The organism is Variovorax sp. P2_H12 (assembly GCF_056403395.1).
The window spans coordinates 19,217-38,884 of sequence record NZ_JBFUFO010000054.1; the positions used below are offsets into that span (position 1 = coordinate 19,217).

General features: G+C 68.2%; 19 protein-coding genes. 4 read left to right on the plus strand and 15 right to left on the minus strand.

What is annotated here, in order from left to right:
- Positions 1-87: 87 nt before the first annotated feature.
- Positions 88-669, plus strand: a complete 582-nt coding sequence (locus AC1DYK_RS31220; protein WP_478086002.1) for a hemerythrin domain-containing protein — start codon at positions 88-90, stop codon at positions 667-669.
- A 136-nt stretch (positions 670-805) separates the two neighbouring features.
- Here the strand turns inward: AC1DYK_RS31220 and AC1DYK_RS31225 are convergent, their stop codons facing one another.
- Positions 806-1,708: a LysR family transcriptional regulator gene (locus AC1DYK_RS31225; protein WP_478169842.1), complete on the minus strand. Its 903-nt coding sequence runs from the start codon at positions 1,706-1,708 to the stop codon at positions 806-808.
- A 97-nt stretch (positions 1,709-1,805) separates the two neighbouring features.
- On the opposite strand from AC1DYK_RS31225, the gene AC1DYK_RS31230 reads away from it, so the two are divergent.
- A complete protein-coding gene (locus AC1DYK_RS31230) occupies positions 1,806-2,693 on the plus strand; it encodes a TauD/TfdA dioxygenase family protein (protein WP_478169843.1) in 888 nt (295 codons plus the stop codon).
- Between the two features lie 63 nt (positions 2,694-2,756).
- On the opposite strand, the gene hppD is transcribed toward AC1DYK_RS31230, so the two are convergent.
- The 4 genes from hppD to AC1DYK_RS31250 are packed head-to-tail and all read right to left on the minus strand — an operon-like array spanning position 2,757 to position 7,035.
- Positions 2,757-3,860, minus strand: a complete 1,104-nt coding sequence (gene hppD, locus AC1DYK_RS31235) for a 4-hydroxyphenylpyruvate dioxygenase (RefSeq protein WP_478169844.1) — start codon at positions 3,858-3,860, stop codon at positions 2,757-2,759.
- Between the two features lie 22 nt (positions 3,861-3,882).
- Positions 3,883-4,863 carry a Bug family tripartite tricarboxylate transporter substrate binding protein gene (locus tag AC1DYK_RS31240; RefSeq protein ID WP_478169845.1) on the minus strand — a complete coding sequence of 327 codons (981 nt, stop codon included), beginning with the start codon at positions 4,861-4,863 and terminating at the stop codon, positions 3,883-3,885.
- 38 nt (positions 4,864-4,901) lie between these two features.
- Positions 4,902-6,056 (minus strand): CaiB/BaiF CoA transferase family protein, encoded by a 1,155-nt coding sequence (locus AC1DYK_RS31245; protein ID WP_478169846.1) that lies wholly within the window; start codon positions 6,054-6,056, stop codon positions 4,902-4,904.
- Between the two features lie 22 nt (positions 6,057-6,078).
- Positions 6,079-7,035, minus strand: coding sequence for a hydroxymethylglutaryl-CoA lyase (locus AC1DYK_RS31250; protein ID WP_478169847.1), 957 nt, complete (start codon positions 7,033-7,035; stop codon positions 6,079-6,081).
- A 124-nt stretch (positions 7,036-7,159) separates the two neighbouring features.
- Between AC1DYK_RS31250 and AC1DYK_RS31255 the strand changes: the two genes are divergently transcribed.
- Entirely contained in the window at positions 7,160-8,077 is a 918-nt protein-coding gene (locus tag AC1DYK_RS31255; RefSeq protein ID WP_478169848.1) for a LysR family transcriptional regulator, read from the plus strand.
- Positions 8,078-8,104: 27 nt separating this feature from the next.
- Here the strand turns inward: AC1DYK_RS31255 and AC1DYK_RS31260 are convergent, their stop codons facing one another.
- From AC1DYK_RS31260 to AC1DYK_RS31285, 6 genes are all read right to left on the minus strand, one after another.
- Positions 8,105-9,214 (minus strand): site-specific integrase, encoded by a 1,110-nt coding sequence (locus tag AC1DYK_RS31260; RefSeq protein WP_478169849.1) that lies wholly within the window; start codon positions 9,212-9,214, stop codon positions 8,105-8,107.
- Between the two features lie 84 nt (positions 9,215-9,298).
- Entirely contained in the window at positions 9,299-9,685 is a 387-nt protein-coding gene (locus AC1DYK_RS31265) for a response regulator transcription factor (RefSeq protein ID WP_478169850.1), read from the minus strand.
- Between the two features lie 144 nt (positions 9,686-9,829).
- A complete protein-coding gene (locus AC1DYK_RS31270) occupies positions 9,830-10,414 on the minus strand; it encodes a hypothetical protein (RefSeq protein WP_478169851.1) in 585 nt (194 codons plus the stop codon).
- A 12-nt stretch (positions 10,415-10,426) separates the two neighbouring features.
- Positions 10,427-11,272: a DUF2092 domain-containing protein gene (locus AC1DYK_RS31275; protein WP_478169852.1), complete on the minus strand. Its 846-nt coding sequence runs from the start codon at positions 11,270-11,272 to the stop codon at positions 10,427-10,429.
- Between the two features lie 49 nt (positions 11,273-11,321).
- Positions 11,322-12,026, minus strand: a complete 705-nt coding sequence (locus tag AC1DYK_RS31280) for a response regulator transcription factor (protein ID WP_478169853.1) — start codon at positions 12,024-12,026, stop codon at positions 11,322-11,324.
- On the minus strand, positions 12,023-14,209 hold the full coding sequence (locus AC1DYK_RS31285; protein WP_478169854.1) for a sensor histidine kinase: 2,187 nt from the start codon (positions 14,207-14,209) through the stop codon (positions 12,023-12,025). Before AC1DYK_RS31285 ends, AC1DYK_RS31280 begins: the two co-directional genes overlap by 4 nt.
- A gap of 132 nt (positions 14,210-14,341) precedes the next feature.
- Between AC1DYK_RS31285 and AC1DYK_RS31290 the strand changes: the two genes are divergently transcribed.
- Positions 14,342-15,322 (plus strand): AraC family transcriptional regulator, encoded by a 981-nt coding sequence (locus AC1DYK_RS31290; RefSeq protein WP_478169859.1) that lies wholly within the window; start codon positions 14,342-14,344, stop codon positions 15,320-15,322.
- 68 nt (positions 15,323-15,390) lie between these two features.
- On the opposite strand, the gene AC1DYK_RS31295 is transcribed toward AC1DYK_RS31290, so the two are convergent.
- The 4 genes from AC1DYK_RS31295 to AC1DYK_RS31310 form a co-directional block, all read right to left on the minus strand.
- Positions 15,391-17,205, minus strand: coding sequence for a hypothetical protein (locus AC1DYK_RS31295; RefSeq protein WP_478169855.1), 1,815 nt, complete (start codon positions 17,203-17,205; stop codon positions 15,391-15,393).
- Between the two features lie 197 nt (positions 17,206-17,402).
- Positions 17,403-18,293, minus strand: a complete 891-nt coding sequence (gene phhA / locus AC1DYK_RS31300; protein WP_478169856.1) for a phenylalanine 4-monooxygenase — start codon at positions 18,291-18,293, stop codon at positions 17,403-17,405.
- A gap of 339 nt (positions 18,294-18,632) precedes the next feature.
- Complete coding sequence (kdpE, locus tag AC1DYK_RS31305; RefSeq protein WP_478169857.1) at positions 18,633-19,322, minus strand: two-component system response regulator KdpE; 690 nt, start codon at positions 19,320-19,322, stop codon at positions 18,633-18,635.
- Positions 19,323-19,326: 4 nt separating this feature from the next.
- A partial coding sequence (locus tag AC1DYK_RS31310; RefSeq protein ID WP_478169858.1) for an ATP-binding protein occupies positions 19,327-19,668 on the minus strand: 342 nt, incomplete at its 5' end.

Genomic DNA, 19,668 nt, shown 5'->3' on the forward strand with positions numbered 1-19,668 from the left:
GCAATACGAGCGCATGTATTGATCTGCCGCAAGGTCGGGGCGGCGCGGAGGTGAGAGGCTACGGCCATCCCCTCCGGAGTGCCCGCAATGACACACACCACAATCAGAATCATCCGCGATGAGCATTCGGCGCTTTCCGCCATGCTGCGCTCCATCGTCCTGCTGCTGGCCCAGCACCGCCGACAGGGCACGCTGCCGGATTTCGGCGCCTTGCGCGCGATGCTCTTCTATGTCGACGAGTTTCCCGAGAAGCGGCACCACCGCAAGGAGTCCGAGCTGCTGTTCCCGAAGATGCGCGCGCGGACGCCGATCTCGCGCGAACTGCTCGACCGGCTGGACGACGACCATGCGCGCGGCGAGCGAAAGATCCGGGAAGTCGAACATGCCTTGCTCGGCTTCGAGATGATGGGCGAGGCCCGTCGTCAAGCCTTCGAGCAGGCGGTCGAGCGCTATGTCGACTTCTACCTGGCCCACATGGCGATGGAAGAGCGCGAAATCCTTCCCCTGGCCGAGAAAGTGCTGACGGACGAAGACTGGAGCGAGCTCGACCGGGCCTTCAGCGCCAATCGCGATCCGCTCACCGGCTGCGAGCCGGAGCCGGACTACGGCGCACTCTTCACCCGGATCGTGAATGCGGTTCCCGCACCGATCGGCCTGGGCGCGGGCTGAGGGGCGGCCAACGAGCGGGAGAAGAGGGCTGTCCTTGCACCTTTACGGACGGCCGGTAGAGGGCGGGTTCGGATTCGCCCCGGCCCGATCCCGGAGTAGACGGTCTCGCCAGTCTTGAGCGCGGTGACGGTCCGCACTAGCCGCTGGCGCGGTTCGAGTGCGGCGGCACCAGCAGGTCACACATCTCCACGAAACGCAGAGCCGATGGCGACAGCGCGTGCCCCCGCACCGTAATGATTGCGATCGTTCGCCTCATGGCTGGACGCATGATGCGGATCGCCTTCAGGGCGCCATGCGAAGGCACCGCCAAGGCGGGCAGAATGCCGACGCCCAGCCCGGCCTCCACCATCGCCACCGTCGTGCTCACGTGGGTGAACTCGTAGTTCAGTTCGCAGGCAAGGCCTTCCGCCGACAGGGCTTCGAGAAGCTGCCTGCGGAACTCCGATTCTCCGAGCGTCAGCAGCGGCGAGCGCGCGAGTTCGCGCAGCGAGATCCCTTTCTTCTGCGCCGCCGGGTGATCGGCGGACACGAGCGCCATGTAGTCGTCGTCGAACAGGGGCCGACTGTGCAGGGTGCCCGGCTTCAAGGGTTGGGGGCCGATGCCGAAATCGACTTCGCGCCGGCGCACCGCCTCCAGCAGGTCCGGCTGGGCCAACTCCCGCACACGCACGGAAATGCCGGGATGGCGCTGCGCGAATTTCGTCAGCAACCCGGGCAGGCGCGTGCCCGCCACCGTGGGAACGCATGCGAAGGTCAACTGGCCCCGCTGCATGTCGGCGACCAGCTGGAGGCCCGCGAGCGCATCGTCCAATTCGGCCATCGCCTTGCGGGCACTGATCATCAACTGCTCCCCCTCGCGCGTGAGTTCGACCCTGCGCGTGGTGCGATGAAACAGCGCAACGCCCAGGCGTTCTTCCAGTTGGCGGATCTGCATGCTCACCGCCGGCAGCGACAGGTGCATCTGTTCGGCCGCCTTGCGGAAACTGGCGTGCTCGGCAACGGCAAGAAATGTCGAAAGGAGCTTGAAGTTGATCTTCATCGAAAACTGAACAATCGCTCAGATTATTTGATTTGTGTTGATGGATCGTACAGGCCTACGATCCGGCCTCTGATAGTTCTTTCCGAGTGGAGCCTCTGTGGAAGTCAAGCGAATCGCCGGCGCTCTCGGCGCTGAAGTGCTCGGCCTGGACCTGCGCCGCCCTCTGAGCCAGGGCATGGCCGCCGAGTTGCGCGCGGCGTTCCTCGCGCACAAGGTCGTCTTCCTGCGCGGACAAGCGCTCAGCCCCGAGGAATTCCTGCGCTTCGCGCGCGCCTTCGGCAAGCCGGTCGAATATCCGTTCGTGAAGGGGATCGAAGGCCATCCCGAGATCATCGAAGTCAAGAAGCTGGCGCACGAGCGCGTCAACTTCGGGGGCGTTTGGCACACGGACACGGCCTACCTGGACGAGCCGCCCATGGGCACGATGCTGTTGTCCAGGGAGGTGCCCCCTTATGGAGGCGACACGATGTTCGCAAACCAGGTGTTGGCCTACGAGGCCCTGTCAGACACGATGAAGCGCCTGTTGAATGGCCTGGTGGGCATCGCCAGTTCGGCCAAGGCGGATGTCTCGAAGACGCGCGAAGACCGCATCCGCAGCGACGGCAACGAAGGGGTGGCCCGGGAGTTCGTCTCCAGGCATCCCGTCGTGCGCACCCATCCCGAGACGGGAGAGCAGGCGCTGTATGTGAATGTCGCGCACACAGACGGCATCGAAGGACTCACGCAGGCCGAGAGCGCGCCGCTGCTGCGCTTTCTCTTCGAGCATCAGGTCAAGCCGGAGTTCACCTGCCGATGGTCCTGGCAGACGGACTGCATCGCCTTCTGGGACAACCGCTCGGTCCAACACAACCCGGTGAACGACTATCACGGCTTTCGCCGTGTATTGCACCGGATCACCCTCGCCGGCGGGCGGCCGTTCCAGGATTTTTCGCGACAGCAGACATTGCCGCGCGGCGTTCAAGAGCCAAGCGAGGCGGCGCATTGATGCACTTGCGTCGAGGCGAAGGGCCCGGAGATTCGAATTCCTCCGGCAAAGGCGGTCGATTGTTCAGGTAGCAGTTGGAGCCGGGGGCTCCGGGCTCTTCAGCACGCCGCGGCGCACCTGGTCGCGTTCGATCGACTGGAACAGCGCCTTGAAGTTGCCCTCGCCGAACCCGTCGTCGCCCTTGCGCTGGATGAACTCGAAGAACACCGGCCCGAAGACGGTCTCGGAGAAGATCTGCAGCAGCAGGCGCGGGCTGCCGCCCCCGGTGCTGCCGTCCAGCAGGATGCCGCGCGCCTGCAGTTCGGGGATCGGCTGGCCGTGGCCGGGCAGCCGCTGCTCGAGCATCTCGTAGTAGATGTCGTTGGGCGCGGTCATCAGGGGCACGCCGGCCAGGCCGAGCTGGTCGATGGTCGAGATCAGGTCCTCGCTCAGGAGCGCGATGTGCTGGATGCCCTCGCCATTGAACTTCATCAGGAACTCCTCGATCTGGCCCGAGCCGCCCTTGGAGGATTCCTCGTTCAGCGGAATGCGGATCTTGCCGTCGGGCGCGGTCAGCGCCTTCGAGGTGAGGCCGGTGTATTCGCCCTGGATGTCGAAGTAGCGGATCTCGCGGAAGTTGAAGAGCTTCTCGTAGAAGCCGGCCCAGAAGGCCATGCGGCCGCGGTAGACGTTGTGCGTCAGGTGGTCGACGATCTTCAGGCCGTGGCCGGCCGGATGCCGGTCGACGCCGGCGATGAATTCGAAGTCGATGTCGTAGATCGACTTGCCGTCCTCGAAACGGTCGATCAGGTACAGCGGCGCGCCGCCGATGCCCTTGATCGCGGGCAGCCGCAGCTCCATCGGTCCGGTGGCGATCTCCACCGGCTGGGCCCCGAGCGCGAGGGCGCGCGCGTAGGCCTGGTGCGAGTCCTTGACGCGGAAGGCCAGCCCGCAGGCCGAGGGGCCGTGCTCGGCCGCGAAGTAGGCCGCCGGGCTGTTCGGCTCGCGGTTGACGATGAAGTTGATGTCGCCCTGGCGGTACAGCACCACGTCCTTGGAGCGATGGTGCGCCACCGGGCTGAAGCCGAGCTTCTCGAAGAAGGGCTCGAGCAGGTTCGGCGTGGGCGAGGCGAACTCGACGAACTCGAAGCCCATCAGTCCCATCGGGTTCTCGAACAGATCGGTCATGTGCGTGCTCCGAAGATGCGGCCTATTCGGCCGTGATGTTGGCCTTCCTGACCAGCCGGGCGTAGCGCTCCTGTTCGGTCTTGAAGAACTGGGCCGAGGCCTCGGGGCTCATCGGGTTGATGATGTTCTCCTGCTTGGCCATGGCCTCCCTGGTCTCGGGCATGTTGAAGGCCGCCACCACCGCAGTGTGCAACCGTTTGACCTCGGCCGGTGGCAGTTTCGCCGGGCCGATCACCGCGAACCAGCCCGCGACGTCGACATCCGGGAAGCCCTGCTCGGCCATGGTCGGCACTTCGGGCAGCGAGGGCACGCGGCTCTTGCCCATCACGCCGATCGCGCGCAGCGCGCCGCTCTTGAGCTGGCCCTGGATCGCCGGCACCGCCACCACGCCCATCTCGACCTGGCCGCCGATGATGTCGGCCACCATCGGTCCCACGCCCTTGTAGGGGATGTGGCGGACGTCGACGCCGGCGGCGTCCATGAACATCGCGCCGGCCAGGTGGATGATGGTGCCGTTGCCGGATGACGCGTAGTTGTAGCCGTCGGGCTTGGCCTTCAGCAGCGCTTGCAACTCCTTGGCGTTCTTCGCTGGCACCTTGGGGTTCACCACCAGCACGAAGGGCGTTGCGCCGAGCACCGAGATCGGCGTGATGTCGCTGAGGGCGTCGAAGGGCATCTTCTTGAACACGCTGGGGTTCACCACGTGGTTGTTGGACACCACGCCGAGGGTCTGGCCGTCGGCCGGCGCCCGCACCACCACGCTGGTGCCGGTGAGGCCGCCGGCACCCGGCAGGTTCTCGATCACGACCGCCTGGCCGCCCAATGCCTTGGTGAGCGAGGGCGAGGCGGCCCGCATGATGGTGTCGACGCCAGAGCCGGCACTCACCGGCAGCACCACGCGCAGCGGCTTGTCGGAGCCCTGCGCGAAGGCGCCGGTGGTGGTCACGGCGAAGGCGGCGGCGAGCAGGGCGGTGATGCCGCGGCGTTGGATGCTGAGGTTCATGGTGTGTCTCCGTTGGGTCTTTTCTGGAAATCGGGAATTCAGGCGGGTGCGTGGCTGGCCAGGCCGGCGAGGATCTCTGCAGTGTGCTGCCCCACGGACGGCAGCGCATGCCGCACGCCCGGGCGCCGGCCGCCCATCAGCAGCGGCAGCAGCACCACGTCGGTAGTCTGGCCGTCGTCGCATTCCATCGGCACCAGGCCGCCGCTGGCCTTGAGGTGCGGGTCGTCGGCCAGCTGGTCGGGCCGCATGATCGGTGCGTAGGGAATGCCGGCCGCTTCGAGCTTGGGCGCGAGCGCTTCGACGCGATGGTGCCGCAGGATCTCCCCCAGCCTGGCCAGCAGCGCCGGCCGCACCGCCACCCGCAGCGCATTGTTCGCGAGCGCCGGGTCGGCCGCCAGCTCCGGCGCGTCGATCACGCGGCACAGCGTCAGGAACTGCTTGTCGCTCACTGCGCCGATGAAGAGCTGCTCGCCGTCGGCCAGCGTGAAGACGTCGTACACGCTCCAGGCCGACACGCGCGAGGGCATCGGCGGCGGCGGCTCGCCGGTCATGGCGTACTGCTGCATGTGCTGCGACGAGAGGAAGACGCAGTTCTCGAACAGCGCGCTCTGCACTTCCTGGCCGCGGCCGGTGCGCTCGCGTTCGCGCAGCGCGGCCAGCACGCCGATGGCGCCGAACATGCCGCCCATGATGTCGTTGACCGAGGTGCCGGCGCGCAGCGGCCGCCCCACCGGGCCGGTCATGTACGACAGCCCGCCCATCATCTGCACGACCTCGTCGAGCGCCAGCCGGTTCTCGTACGGCCCGGGCAGGAAGCCCTTGTGCGTGACGTAGACGAGGCGCGGATATTTCTTCGACAGGGTCTCGTAGTCGAGGCCGAAGCCTGCCATCAGGCCGGGCCGGAAGTTCTCCAGCACCACGTCGCACTGGCCCGCCAGCTCGGCCGCAGTGGCCCGGCCCTCCTCGGTGCCGATGTCGATCACCACGCTCTTCTTGTTGCGGTTGAAGGCGCGGAAGAAGCCGATGCCCAGGCCCGGCAGCTTGCGGGTCTTGTCGCCGCCGGGCGGCTCGACCTTGATCACCTCGGCGCCGAGGTCGGCCAGGATCATGCCGCAGGTGGGGCCCATCACCATGTGGGTGAACTCGAGCACGCGGACGCCGGCGAGCGGCAGGGGAGCGGTGGAGGTGGTCATGCAGAGGGTCTCGTGGTGGGAATCAGGCGGCCACGGCGTGGGCCGCAGCGCCGAAGGTCCTGGGCAGGCCGGCCTGCCACAGCGAGCCGTGCAGCGCTTCGCCGGCCAGCCACTCGGCGACCCGGGCGCGCAGCGCCAGCAGCCGGTCGATGTCGATGCCGGTCGCGATCCCCATGCTGCCGAGCATGTAGGCCAGGTCCTCGGTCGAGACGTTGCCGCTGGCGCCCGGCGCATGCGGGCAGCCGCCGATGCCGGCCAGGCAGGCATCGAAGCGGGCGACGCCGACCTCGAGTGCGGCGTAGACGTTGGCGAGGCCGAGCCCGCGCGTGTCGTGGAAATGACCGCACCAGAAGCGGTCGCCGGCGATCTTCACCGCGTCCTCGAAGAGGTCGCGCACCATCGCCGGGTCGGCGTAGCCGACGGTGTCGGCCAGGCTCACGCGGTCGGCGCCGGCGTCGAGCAGGGCCTGCATCAGGCGCAGCACCTCGGCCTTGTCGACCCGGCCCTGCAGCGTGCAGCCGAAGGCGGTGCCGACGCCGCCCTCGATCAGCGTCCTGACGCCGGACGCGTCGCGCGCGGCGCGGATGCGCGCCACTTCGGCCACCACGTCGTCCGGCGTCTTGCGCAGGTTGGCGAGGCTGTGGGCATGGCTGGCGGAGAGCGGCACGATCATCAGGTCGGCCCGGGCGGCGATGGCGCTTTCGGCGCCGCGCAGGTTGGGCACCAGGACCGAGACGAAGAGCTTCGGCAGGGTCTTGGCGAACTCGACGAGCTCGCCGGTATCGGCCAGCTGAGGCAGCAGGCGCGCCGGCACGAAGGAGCCGACCTCGATCTCGCGCTGGCCGGCTTCGTAGGCCGCGCGGATCCATTCGACTTTCTGCGCCGTGGGCAGGATGGTGGCGATGCTCTGCAGGCCGTCGCGCAGGCCGACTTCTCGGATCACGGCGCTGCGCGGCAGCCGGGTGGCGGTGAGGGTCATCGAATCAGTCTCCGGGCGCGCGGTGCGGCGCCATGGACAGACTGTAGGCATTCCCACTCCGTCTAAAAAGCGGTAAATTGGAACGTTCAACGTTCCAGTTCGGAATGCCAAGATCCAGGCCCTCATGCGCGACCTCGACCTCACCTCCTTGCGGCTCTTCGTCAGCGTCTGCGAGACGCGCAACATCGCGCGGGCCGCCGAGCTGCACCACATCGTCGCCTCGGCCATCAGCAAGCGCCTGCTGCTGCTCGAGGAGACCGTCGGCAACAAGCTGGTCGAGCGGCACCGGCGCGGCGTGCAGCCCACCGCGGCCGGCGAGATCCTGCTCGAGCATGCACGCCTGATGCTGGCCGGCGCCGACCGGGTCGCGCGCGACATGGCGGCCTACGGCACCGGCATCAAGGGGCAGGTGAGGGTGCTGGCCAGCGTGTCGTCGATCGCCGAGTTCCTGCCCGACGACATCGCGGCCTTTTTGCAGCTGCCCGCACACCGCGACATCCGCATCGACATCGAGGAGGCGCTCAGCCGCGACCTGGTGCGCGGCCTGCGCGAAGGCCTGGCGCCGGTGGGTGTGTGCTGGGACGCGGCCGACCTCGAAGGCCTGGCGACGCGCCCCTACCGGCACGACCATCTGGCGATCATTGCGCATCCCGCGCACCCGATCGCGCGCTTCAAGCGTTGCGCCTTCGCCCAGACGCTCGATTTCGAGCACGTCGGCCTGCCGGCGTCGACCGCGGTCCACACCATGCTGGCGCGCGCCGCGGCCATCATCGGAAAGCCGATCAGCTACCGGGCGGTGGTCAGCACCTTCGACGCCTCGATGCGCTGCGTGCGCGCCAACCTTGGCATCGCGGTGGTGCCGCGCGAGGTGGCCGATCCGGTGGCCGCCAGCCTGGGCATTCGCGTGCTGCCGCTGTCGGACGCCTGGGCGAAGCGCAGGTTCGCGCTGTGCTTTCGCGATGAGTCCCGGCTGTCGCCGGCGGCCCGGCTGCTGGTCGGCCATCTCGAGAGCCTGGAACGAGCGCGCCGCTCGCGCGCCTGAACTTCGAACGCCAGCGCCGCAAGAGCCTCAGGACGCCGACTCCACCGTCGGCTGCACCTTGCCGCGGATCGCCCGCGCGGTGAAAGTCGTCTTCATGCCGAGCTGGACCGAGACCTCGGCATCGCTCATTCCGCCCTGTATGAGGCGCGCGGCATAGGCGTTGCGCACGAACTGCGGGCCATGGAAGGCCGCTTCGTGGCCCAGCACATCGAGCGTGCGCTTCACGCAGCTCGTGACCACGCGCTCGGCCAGGTCCGGTGCCACGGGGCTGCAGGCAGCGCCCAGGCCGCCGCCGACCAGTTCGGCCGACTGCACCATGTCGGCCTGGCCGAGGAAGAGGCGATTGGAGACCCGGGCGTGCTCGTCGCGTTCGCGCCGCGTCCGCACCACCCGCAGCGTGCTGCGGGCCTCGAGCCACTGCTGCAGCGCCTGCCCCAGGTGCGGGCGCCCGACCAGCGTGCGCGCCTCGACCTGCCGGTGGCCCGGCGAGCGGATGACCACGCTGCCGTCCGCCTGGATCGTGATGTTGCGCGGGATCAGCTTGCAGACTTCGGACAGCTTCAGCCCGCACTCGGCCACCACCAGGCGCAGCGCCAGGTTGCGCGCCGGCGTCCAGCCGCTGGGGAGCTGGCGCGCCTCTTCCTCGAAGAGCTCGGCGGCCATCCGTTCGTAGGCCGCCAGGAAGGTCGGGCCGGGCGGCAGCGGGGGATCGGTCTCGAAACGGGTCTCGGGCTGTCGCCGCTTGCGGTCGAGCACCACCGATGCCGGGTTCGAAGCGAGGACGCCGCTGGCGTGCAGGTGCGTGAAGACGCGGTGGATCTCCGCCAGGTAGGTGCGCATGGTGCGCACGCTGGCGGGCGCATCGTCGCGGCCGCGCAGGGCGTCGAGAAAGGACTCGATGTGGGCCTGCCGGACCTCGTCGAGCCGCAGCGACCGGGCGGCGAGCCAGCGGCAGAACTTGCCCCAGAACGATTGATAGAGGTCGTTGCTGTGCGCGGTGTAGCGCGGCGCATCGGCGCCGGCGATGTCGGAGGCCTTCTTCCAGCTCAGGGTCGAGCGCCACTGCCGATGGGCTTCGACGGGATTCTGCAGCCAGGGCAGGCGAGCTTCGGAGGAGGCGGCGATGGTGTGCGGCATGTTGCTGGAGATGCAGCATAGACCAGAGGGGCAGGGCCTGGAAGAAGAGTCCTGCGGATCTTCCTCGACATCGGGGCGCCGCAATCAGGACACGGGGTTGGACCGCATGGCCACATCGATGGCATCCAGCAGGTCCTTGCCGCGAAACGGCTTCGACAGATAGCCTGACGCGCCGCGGCGCATCGCCTCGATACGCACCTGCGGCGCGTCATGCGCCGTGACCACGATGACTGGAGGCCCATGTCCGCGCGTGCGCAATTCCGTCAGCAATTCCAGGCCGGACATCGCGGGCAGCTTGAAGTCGCTGACGATGCATGCGGCCTTTGCGATCGGTCCCTCGGCCAGGAGCGCCTCCGCCGACGCATAGGCCACAGTCTTCCATCCGGCCGCGTTCAGCAGGCGCTGGATCGCCTGGCGCATGCTGTCGTCGTCCTCCACCACAAGTACCACGCCGGTCGGGATCAGTGTCATCGGGGTGTCCGTGAAGCGGCCGATCGGATTCGCGCGTTCCGCCGAGAAGCCGCTTCGATCATTGCGCGCTGGCGTTCGCAAGGAAACCCGGTCGAGGGGCAATTTGATTGCCCGAAAGGGAAGGCGCGGCGCGTGCTCAGAGCCTCACGGTGCGCCAACGACGGTGTAGTAGACGCCATTGGCGCCGTAGAAAGGCCGGAACCAGCTGTCGCCCACATGGTAGTAGTCGACGCCGAAGCGGTTCACCACGACCGCGCCTTCGGGCACCCTCGCGTAGCTGACGCCCATGGGATAGACGGCGCGGTTCGCGTTGGCGACCGCGGCGCCGGCCGCCACCCCGACGACTGCACCTGCGGCCACCGCGCCCGCGCAGTCGTAGCAGCCGGCGTGGTAGTAGGGGACCGCCACCGGTGCGTGGTACGGCGCATAACCCGCGGCGCCGTAGGCGGGTGGGCGGTAAGTGCTGAAGCCGCCGGCGGTGGTGTGCACCGCACCGTAGCCGGCCACGCCGGTGGTGGTGCCGCCGTACATGTTGGTGTGGCTGGTGGCGCCGTCCCAGCTGTGCGTGGTGCTGCCGCCGTAGGCATTGGTGTGGGTGGCGCCGCCCCAGCCGCCCTCGGAATGGCCACCGAAGCGGTTGGCGCTGGCCCAGGCGGCGGCCGGTGCGTGGAAGCCCGCCGTGATCAGCAAGCTCGCCAGCAGCGGCAGGAGGGTCTTCGGGGATGTCATGGTTCGAGCTCCTTATGGCGCCTTGGCGGCCGGCTTTGCCGCCTTCTTCGCTGCCGCTGCCGCGGGCGGCTTCGGCGCGGCAAAGGCGATCTTCTTCGCGTTGGCCGCGTTCATCGCCGCGAAGGCCTCGGCGGCGATGACCGGGTCGAGCTTCCAGTTGGACAACTCCACCTGGTGGCGCAGTTGCAGCGGGTCGCCACGGAAGACGGCGCGCATCTTGCGCGGCAGCTTGTCGTCGGCGCCGATCCAGATCTGCATGAACAGGCTGTCACTGGCGATCGCGATCATCTCGGTCGTGGTGCCGCCGACCACCTTGGACTGGCCGATGTAGAAGGCCTTCGCGAGGCCTTCGGTGAGGGTGCCGAAGGGGTCGGCACCGACGATATCGGCGAACGGGAAATAGATCGCCGCGCTGTCGAAGGCCTGCTTCAGCATGGCGTCGATGGTGGGTGGCGCGGGCGCCACGGCGACCAGGCTCTCGGCCGGCGCGAAAGCGGTCAGCGTCTTGCCGTCGTAGTAGTACTCGGCGGGCGGGCCGTCACCCAGGGTGATGACGCGCAGCCGGTCGGGGCGTTGCAGCAGCACTTCGGAGGTGGTCGCATAGGCCAGCGAGGGCCCGACGCTGCTCGGGCTCTCGTAGGTGGCGACGGCGGTGAAGGCCATCGACTTCGCCGCCGTCAGGCTGGCGCTCATCGCGCGCAGCAGATCCATCGCCTTGGCGTCGAGCTGGGGTGCGGGTCGGGCGGGCGACTTGGCGGCGGTCTTGGCAGGTGCAACGGTCTGTGCGTTCGTGCCGGCGGCCATCGACAGGGCTGCCGCCAGCATGAAGGCCACTGCGAAGAATCGAGACCGGATCATGAGCTGTCTCCTCGAAAAAACCTGCGATGCGCACCCCTGAGCGCGGCCATCATCCGTCCGGCGCCGTGGAGGGGGAATCGGGTGCGAGGGCAAAGCGATTGCCCGAAAGGGAAGCCCCGAGCGAGGCAACCGGCGCGCAGGACGGCTGCTGCCGAAGCCGTTCGGCAAGGCGGCCGAGCTCGGCTGCCGAATCCGCGCCCAGCTTCAGCATCAGATGGGAGCGCTCCGCCTTGATGGTGCGTTCGCTGGTATGGAGCTCGTCGGCGATCTGCTTGTTGAGCTTGCCGGCGACGACGCGATCGAACACCTCGCGCTCGCGTGCCGTCAGGGTGGCGAACAGGGCCTCGAGCCGCCTCGACGCGTCGCGAACCGAGCGCTGCGAGTCGTCGTGTGCGAGTGCCCGGTCGAGCGCCCCGAGCAGCGTGTCGCGCTGGACCGGCTTCTGCAGGAAATCCACCGCGCCGGCCTTCATCGCCCGCACGCTGGACGGCACGTCGCCACGGCCGGTGAGGAACACCACCGGCAGCATGCAGCCGTGCTGCCGCAGCACTTCCTGCAACTCCAGCCCCGATGGCCCGGGCAGGCTCACGTCGAGCAGCAGGCAGCCTGGATGGTCGGGCAGCGGGTGCAGAAGGAACTCGCCGGTCGAGGCGTAGCCGCGCGCGTCGAGCCCGGCCGCATCGAGCAGCCGCAGCAGCGCGACGCGCAGTTCGTCATCGTCGTCGACGACGTGGATGAGGGGTCTTGCGCTCATTGGAGGACCTCCGTGCTTCGCGCTGCGGTGCGAGCGCCTTCGGGCGGCCGGGCGGGGTTCCCCGGCGGCGCGGCGCTCGCCTCGACCCACCGCGGCAGTTCGAGGTGAAACACCGTGGCTTTGCCCGGCGTGCTCACGGCCCAGATGCGTCCCCCATGGGCCTCGACGATCGAGCGCGTGATCGACAGGCCGAGGCCCATGCCGCGGCGCTTGGTGCTGAAAAATGAATCGAAGAGCTTCGGCAGATGCTCCGGCACGATGCCATGGCCACGGTCGCTCACCGTGATCTGCACCAGTTCCCCGCGCTCGGTAATCGAGACGACGATCCTGCGGCGGCTCTCGGGCAGGTCGCCGACCGCATCCATCGCGTTCAGGACCAGGTTGATGAGCACCTGCTGGATCTGGATCGGGTCGCCGACGACACGGACCGGCGTCGCGCAGGGTCGTATCACCAGCGTCATGGCCCGGCGCCGCGCTTCCGCGTCGAGCAATTCGCAGCCATCGCCGACGGCTGCATTGAGTTCGAAGGGCTGCCGTGCGATGGCTTGTTTCGCCAGCAGGGTTCGCAGCCTGGCGATCACATCGCTGGCGCGCAGGTCATCGCGCCGGATGTCGGCCAGGATGTGGCCGAGATCGTCGGGCCCTTGACGCCCCGAGATGAGCAGCAGTTCGGCCGCTTCGGCATTGGCCAGGATCGCTGCGAGCGGCTGGTTGATCTCGTGGGCGATCGACGCGGCGAGCTCCCCGGCAATCGCCAGCCGAGACGCATGTGCGAGTTCGCTTCCCCGTTGCACCAGTGCCATTTCGGCCCGGCGGCGACGCCGGTGCTCGAGCACGAGCGCGGCGATCAGGCCCGCCTGCAGCAGGATCACGGTGCTGCCGATGAGGCCGGCCGTCCGGTAGGCTTCCCAGAAAGTGGGTTGCCTGAACGCCACCAGCGCGTCGGCCGGGATGTCGGCGTCGGCGATGCCCCAGCGCCGGGTCTGGCGCAAGTCGATGTTGAGGACGTTCGGCATCAGATTGGGAAGTTCCAGCGACGCGGGCGTCGCGCCGTGCAGGAGGCGGTCGACGATCTGTCCCGCCTGTTGGCCTATCGATTCGAAGTGCGGCACGCGACCGCCGACTGCGCCCGTGCCGACGAAGGTGCTGAAGGTTCCATACACCGGCACCGGCGCTGCCTGCGCGATGAGCTGGACCGAGTCGTGCGGCGTGAACCACAGGCCGTCGCCGCTCTGATAGAAGCCAGGGGTGAACACCAGCGAGTCGGCGTCGAGCCCCCGGAGGCGCTTCACCAGGGTCTCGGTGGGCAGTCCGGCCAGAAACTCGGGCTTGATCCTGTCTTCGAATCGTGCCGCCTGGGCTCGAAGCAGCGCTTCCCATTGACGGTCGCGCCGCGTCGTGCCCGTCACGAAGTAGATGCGCTGCGCTTTCGGATGCCAGCGCAGGGCCTGTTCGATCGTGCCGGCGATGTCGTAGTCGATCGGCACGCCCACCACGTCGATGGGCAGGGGGCCGAGCGGCGCCGGAAAGCTCGTCGAGACCGCGGCATGGACCACCGGAACCCCCGGAAAGAGCCGTTCGCGATGGCGCAGCAGGAAGTCCAGCGCATCCCTTGCGACGGCGACGACCACCGCGGGCGGATGGCCGGCGTACTTGTCGTGCAGGTAGGTCGCCATCGTTCGCTCGTAGGCCTCGCCGACGAATTCGGGGCGATCGAGGGTCTCGCTGAAGATCTGCACCGGCCGCTCGCCGGTACTGGCGATGGCGTTTCGCAATCCGGTCTCGATGTCGACGTTGCCAGGCACCAGCCGGCCGTTGGCGTACAGGACCAGGACGTATCGACTGGGGTCCGCGATCGCGTGGCCGCCCGTCAGGAGCAGGCACAGCGCGATGAGATTCAGCCCGGCCCATCGCCAGAGCAGCTGACGCGCAGACCTTTTCACGGCGGCCGGCGAACAGGGGATCACGGGCGATGGCCGGACGACCGGCTCCGGCTGCTTCAAAGGCGCCAGTGCGGCGCACCGTCCGGCGTGGAGGGGACGACCCTCGGAGCCATTGACCTGAAGTTCTTCGACATAGCGATTCCCTCTTGGTTTTGTTTGGCCGGTTCGGCGAGCCGATCGACGCGGGAAGTCGTCTGCGGGGTCGAACAGTAGCGAAATTCCCGGCGTCGGTCTTGACATATTGGGCCACGCGTTCGACCATGCGCCTCCACACCGAGGACTCCCGGGATGTCGAGACCAGCGCTTCGATCGCGACCTGTCCGCCTCTGGAGCCTGGGTGCCGAGGATCCGGGTACCGTGCGTGTGGCGGCCATGGCGGGCATTCCCGCGGTGCTGCGCGAGAAGGGCTTCGATCCGGCGCCGGTGCTCGCCGATGTCGGGCTCGCTCCCGGCACCTTCGACGATCCCGAGCTTCACATGTCCTACCGCACGGCCGGCCTGCTGCTGCAACGCTGCGCGGAGCTCACCGGCTGCCAGCATTTCGGGCTGCGTGCCGGTCAGCATGCGACGGCCTCGTCGCTGGGGCTGCTGGGCGAGCTGATCCAGAGCTCGCCCACCGTGCAGTCGGCCCTCGACAGCCTGATCGCCCATGTGCATCTGCAGACGCGCGGCGGGGTGCCGACCCATGCCGTGGAGGGCGAGAACGCCAGCTTCGGCTACGCGATCTATCTGCGGAACATGCCCGGCACGGCGCAGGCCTACGATCTTGTCGCGGCCTTCGAGTTCAACATCCTGAAAGCCGTGTGTGGCCCGCGCTGGGGCCCCGTCGAGGTGTCGTTCGCCCATGGCGCGCCGAAGGATGTGCGGCCCTACCGGCGCCTGTTCGGATGCCGGCTGCGCTTCGATGCGGACCGGACCGAACTCAGCTTCAACAGGCACTGGCTTGCCCAGCCGCCGATGGCGTCCGACGCCGAGCGCCACCGGCAGTTGCAGCGCGAGATCCTGGCGCAGGAAAGCCTCGCGCCCGACGCGCTGGTCGACCACATCAGCGCCGCGCTTCGCCAGATGGTGCTGAACGGGCGCGCGACCGAAGGCCTGCTGTGCGACCTGCTCTCGGTGCCGAGGCGCACGCTGCACCGGATGCTGGCGGCGCAGGGCACGGGCTTCAGGAAACTGCTGGAGGACGTGCGCTACGAAGTCGCGCGCCAGCTGCTGATCGACACCGACATGTCGACCGCCGAACTGGCGGCGTCGCTCGACTATGCCGACGCCAGTGCCTTCAATCGCGCGTTCCGCCGCTGGACGGACTCGCCGCCTGCGGCATGGCGTGCGAGGGCCAGATCCGGCGGCTGATCTAAAGCACGGTATATCATCAGAAAGGGACCGGTATCACTCGCCGTCGCGCTTTTTGTGCCCGCCCCTCAGAGCCGCGCCAGATCGGGTCCGTCCTTGGGCCCGAACCACGCCCGCCGGTAGGCCTCGCGGGCCGTGCGCTCCGCCTTGGCATCGCCCTTCCTGCGCTCGACCTCGGCCAGCCCTGCGAGCGCCCATCCGTTGTTGCGCACGCGCGCCAGGGAATCCCTGAATGCCTGCTCCGCTTCGTCCAGCTTGCCCTGGCGCAGCCTGACCGAGCCCAGCGATTGCCGCACCGGGTAGTACCAGTAGGGTGGCTCGGTGTAGGTGAGTGCGTCTTCGATGGCGATGGCTTCCGTGTATGCCTTGGCCGCACCGTCCAGATCGCCTGTCGCGTCGGCCAGCCGCCCGGTGGCGACCAGTCCCGCGGTGCGCACGATCTCCTTGGCCGGCAGCCCCCAGGGCTCGAAGGGCTTGAAATCCGCGCTGCGTTCGATGGCGGCGATGGCGTCGATCTCCTGCTGTGCGCCTGCCTTGTCCTTGCGTGCCGCGAAGGCGACGGCGCGCGCGTAGTGGTACATGGTCGAGACCAGCACCACCTCGTCGGTCGGCGCCGGAAGCTTGAGGATCGTGTCCGGGTCGCTGAATTGCGCACGTGTGGTGTAGTGCGCCGCCTTGATCGGCTGCAGGATCGGGAACAGCTTCACCAGCTCGCCCGGCACCGAGGCGTCGAGCTTCGAGGCCGCATCGATCGCCGTCTTCGCATCGCCGCCCATCTGCGCGGAGACCATCACGAAGTGGATGTTGTGCGGGTAGTAGGCGGCCTTGTAGAGCGGATCCGACGAGGAGGTCTTGAAGTAGTTCTCGTCGGCCTGGATCGCGCTGAGATTGGCCTCCAGCGATTCGCGGTACAAGCCCACGCGGTAGTAGATGTGCGCGGGCATGTGCACCAGGTGGCCGGCGCCGGGTACCTGTGCGGCCAGCCGCTTCGCGTAGGGCAGCGCGCGCTCCGGCTGGGTGGACGCCTCCACCGCGTGGATGTACAGGTGGATGGCGCCGGGGTGCGCAGGATTGCGTTTGAGCACCGTCTCGAGGGCGCCGAGGATGTCTGCGCCGCGTCCCTTCGGCTGGGCGCCGCCGGCCTGCCAGTAGTCCCAGGGCTGGGTGTCCATGGCCGCCTCGGCATACAGGGCCTGGATCATGTCGTCGGTCGGGAATTTCGCCGCGACGGCCTTCATGGCGTCCGCATAGGCGCCGTCCAATCCGCTGCGGTCGGGCTGGGCATCGGCGGCGTAGCGTTTCTCGAGGGCGCCGATCAGCATCCGCTCCTTCTCGCTCGCCTTGCCCTTGAGCGCCACCGCCTGGGCGAGCGCGGCCAGCGCCGGCGCGTTGGCCTCCGGCATCATCGGTACGTTGATGTTCGGGCCCAGCACCAGCGCCTCGCCCCAGAAGCACATGGCGCAACGGGGATCGAGTTGTTGCGCGGCCTGGAACGCGCGTTGCGCCTCGGCGTGATTGAAGGCGAAGGACAGGCGCAAGCCCTGGTTGAAATAGGCCTGGACCTTGGGATCGCGCGTGCCGATCGGGAACGCGAGGGTGCCGAGGTTCCGATAGAGCGGCACCGTGCCGCCGGCAGCCTGCATCGGCACCGGCTGGAAAGGTGCCGTCTCGCTCTTGACGCGGATCAGCGCCTTGAGCATCGCCGGCGGTCCGGTGACCACCGGCCCGCAGGCGCGGCCCGGCTCCGACAGCAGGGGATCGAAGGCGGGTGCCGGACCCCCGGCGCCGACCCCGTCGGCCACCAGCAGGCCGGACGATGCGATGGCGATGGCGGCCGTCGGCAACACCTGGCGGCCGAGCATGGAGCGGTGGCGCGTTGGCATGGCGTTTCCCTCTCGGAGTCGAAGCGGGACCTGCTGCGCGTGGGCAACTGGCCCGTCAATGGATGGGCCGGATAGAGGACAAAAATTCTGGCACCCCCCGAGGGGCCGCGCAATAGACCATTGGGCAAGGCGCCCTCATCCCATTGGACATGGCTCGGCCCCGCGGCAGCAAAGATGCCCGTCAGCCGCGCATCCCGTTACCCTGGGCGTTTGGCGGCGTGGTAGCGGCCGGTCCCGCGAGCAATGACCGTGTCGCCGGGCAGCACGTCGCCAGGTTCGTGCTCGGGCATGTTCGCCACGCGCTGGTAATGGGGAGCGAAGTCGATGTGCGCCAATTCCAGCAACTTGTCGAGACTGTCCAGGACGAAGTAGGTCTCCTGGAAATCGTCGATGCGATAGCGCGTTCGCATCACGCGTTCCAGGTCGAAGCGCACCCGGTTGGGCGAACTGTCCTCGATGGAGAACACGGTCTCCGTGGCGGACGAGGCGATGCCCGCGCCGTAAATCCGCAGTCCTTCGGGCTGTCGCACCAGGCCGAACTCGACCGTGTACCAGTACACGCGCGCAAGTTGCTCCAGTACGCCGAGTTTCTTGGCGCGCAGCCCGCCTTCTCCGTACGCCTGGATGTAGTCGGCGATGGCGGGGTTCATCAGCATGGGGACATGGCCGAACACGTCGTGGAAGACGTCCGGCTCTTCCAGGTAGTCCAGCTGGTCCGGCTTGCGGATGAACCGGCCCGACGGGAAGCGCCGATGGGCCAGGTGCTCGAAGAACACGTCGTCCGGGATGAGCCCCGGCACCGCGATCACCTGCCAGCCTGTGCGCTTCATCAGCGCGACCGAGAGGTCCTCGAAGTTCGGGATCCGGTCGGCGCCGATCGGCAGGTCTTTCATGCCCTGGAGAAACTCGTCGCAGGCGCGCCCGGGGAGGAGCGCGCTCTGGCGCTCGAAGAGCGTCTTCCACACGCCGTGCTCCTGCGCGGTGTAGGAAGACCAGCCCTGGTCGATGGTCCAGTCCGGGCGTTCCGGGCGATGCGCCTCGCCAGCGGCCAGCCCATGCCGAGCGGTTTCGTTGAGCTGTCTCAGCATCTTCGGAACTCCTCGGCTGCCTGCCGGTGGTGCGGCCATGGATGGGCTCGTTTGCTCATGCGTGCTCCTTTGCTTGCCAGCCGATGCACTTTTCGGGATCCGGGACGCCCCGCCTGCGCCCATGGTAGTGAAATTTCAATTTCCCATGGCGCAATATGAACCGGCGGAGAGGGTGTCTGCTGCGTGATGCTTGGGTGAGGCGAATTTCTTGATAGGCCAGGGGAGGGGTTGTGGGCGATGGATGAGGCGCAACGTTTGGGGTGGGCGGATGTGATAAGTAATTTTCATTTGATATACCGCACTTGAGGTTCCGGCGACACCTCCACTCCCCTTCATGTCTCAGGCCACCAGGCGATACCCCACCGCAATTTCAGTGATCAGATGTCGCGGCTGCGCCGGATCGACCTCGAGCTTCTGCCGCAAGTGCCCCATGTAGATGCGCAGATAGTGGCTCTGCTCGCCGTGGGTCGGCCCCCACACTTCACGCAGCAGCTGGCGCTGCGTGAGCACCCGGCCCGCATTCGCCACCAGCACCGACAACAGCCGGTACTCGGTCGGCGTCAGATGCACCTCCGCGCCCGCGCGCCGCACCAGGCGGGCGCCGCGATCGACCTCGACCTCTCCGAAACGGAACGGCGCCTCGGGCTCGTCGCCGCCGGCGGCTCGCGGCCGGCGCAGGTTGGCGCGTACGCGGGCCAGCAGTTCGCCGGTGCCGAAGGGTTTGGTCAGGTAGTCGTCGGCGCCGGCGTCCAGCGCGGCGATCTTGTCGGCTTCGTCGGTGCGCGCCGAGAGCACGATGATCGGCACGCCCGACCAGTCGCGCACGTCGCGGATCAGGGACACGCCGTCGCCATCGGGCAGGCCGAGGTCGAGCACCAGCAAGTCAGGCTGGCGCGTGCCTGCGGCGGCCAGGCCTTCGCGCAGCGTGCCGGCCTCGTGCACCTGCCAGCCCTCCGCTTCGAGCGCCCCGCGAACGAAACGGCGGATCTGAGGCTCGTCCTCGATCACGATGGCAACAGGAGTGGACATGGATTCAGTCTGAAATGGCGATGGGTTCGATCGACGCGGGAGGTTCGCGCCGAGGCAGCGTGACCGTGAATTCTGCCCCGCCGTCCGATGCGTTGGCCGCCGCGATCTCGCCGCCGTGCGCGCTCACCACCGCCTTGCAGATCGCCAGCCCGAGCCCGACGCCCGGCGTGGCGGACTCGGCCTGGCCACGGGTGAACTTGTCGAACAGCTGCTGCTCGTGGCCCCGCATGGCGTTCGGCAGGCCGGGGCCGTGGTCGCGCACCGTGAGCACCAGGCTCCTCGGCGTGACGCGCGCGCCGACCACGATCGGCGCCGCCCCGTACTTGGCGGCGTTCTCGAGCAGGTT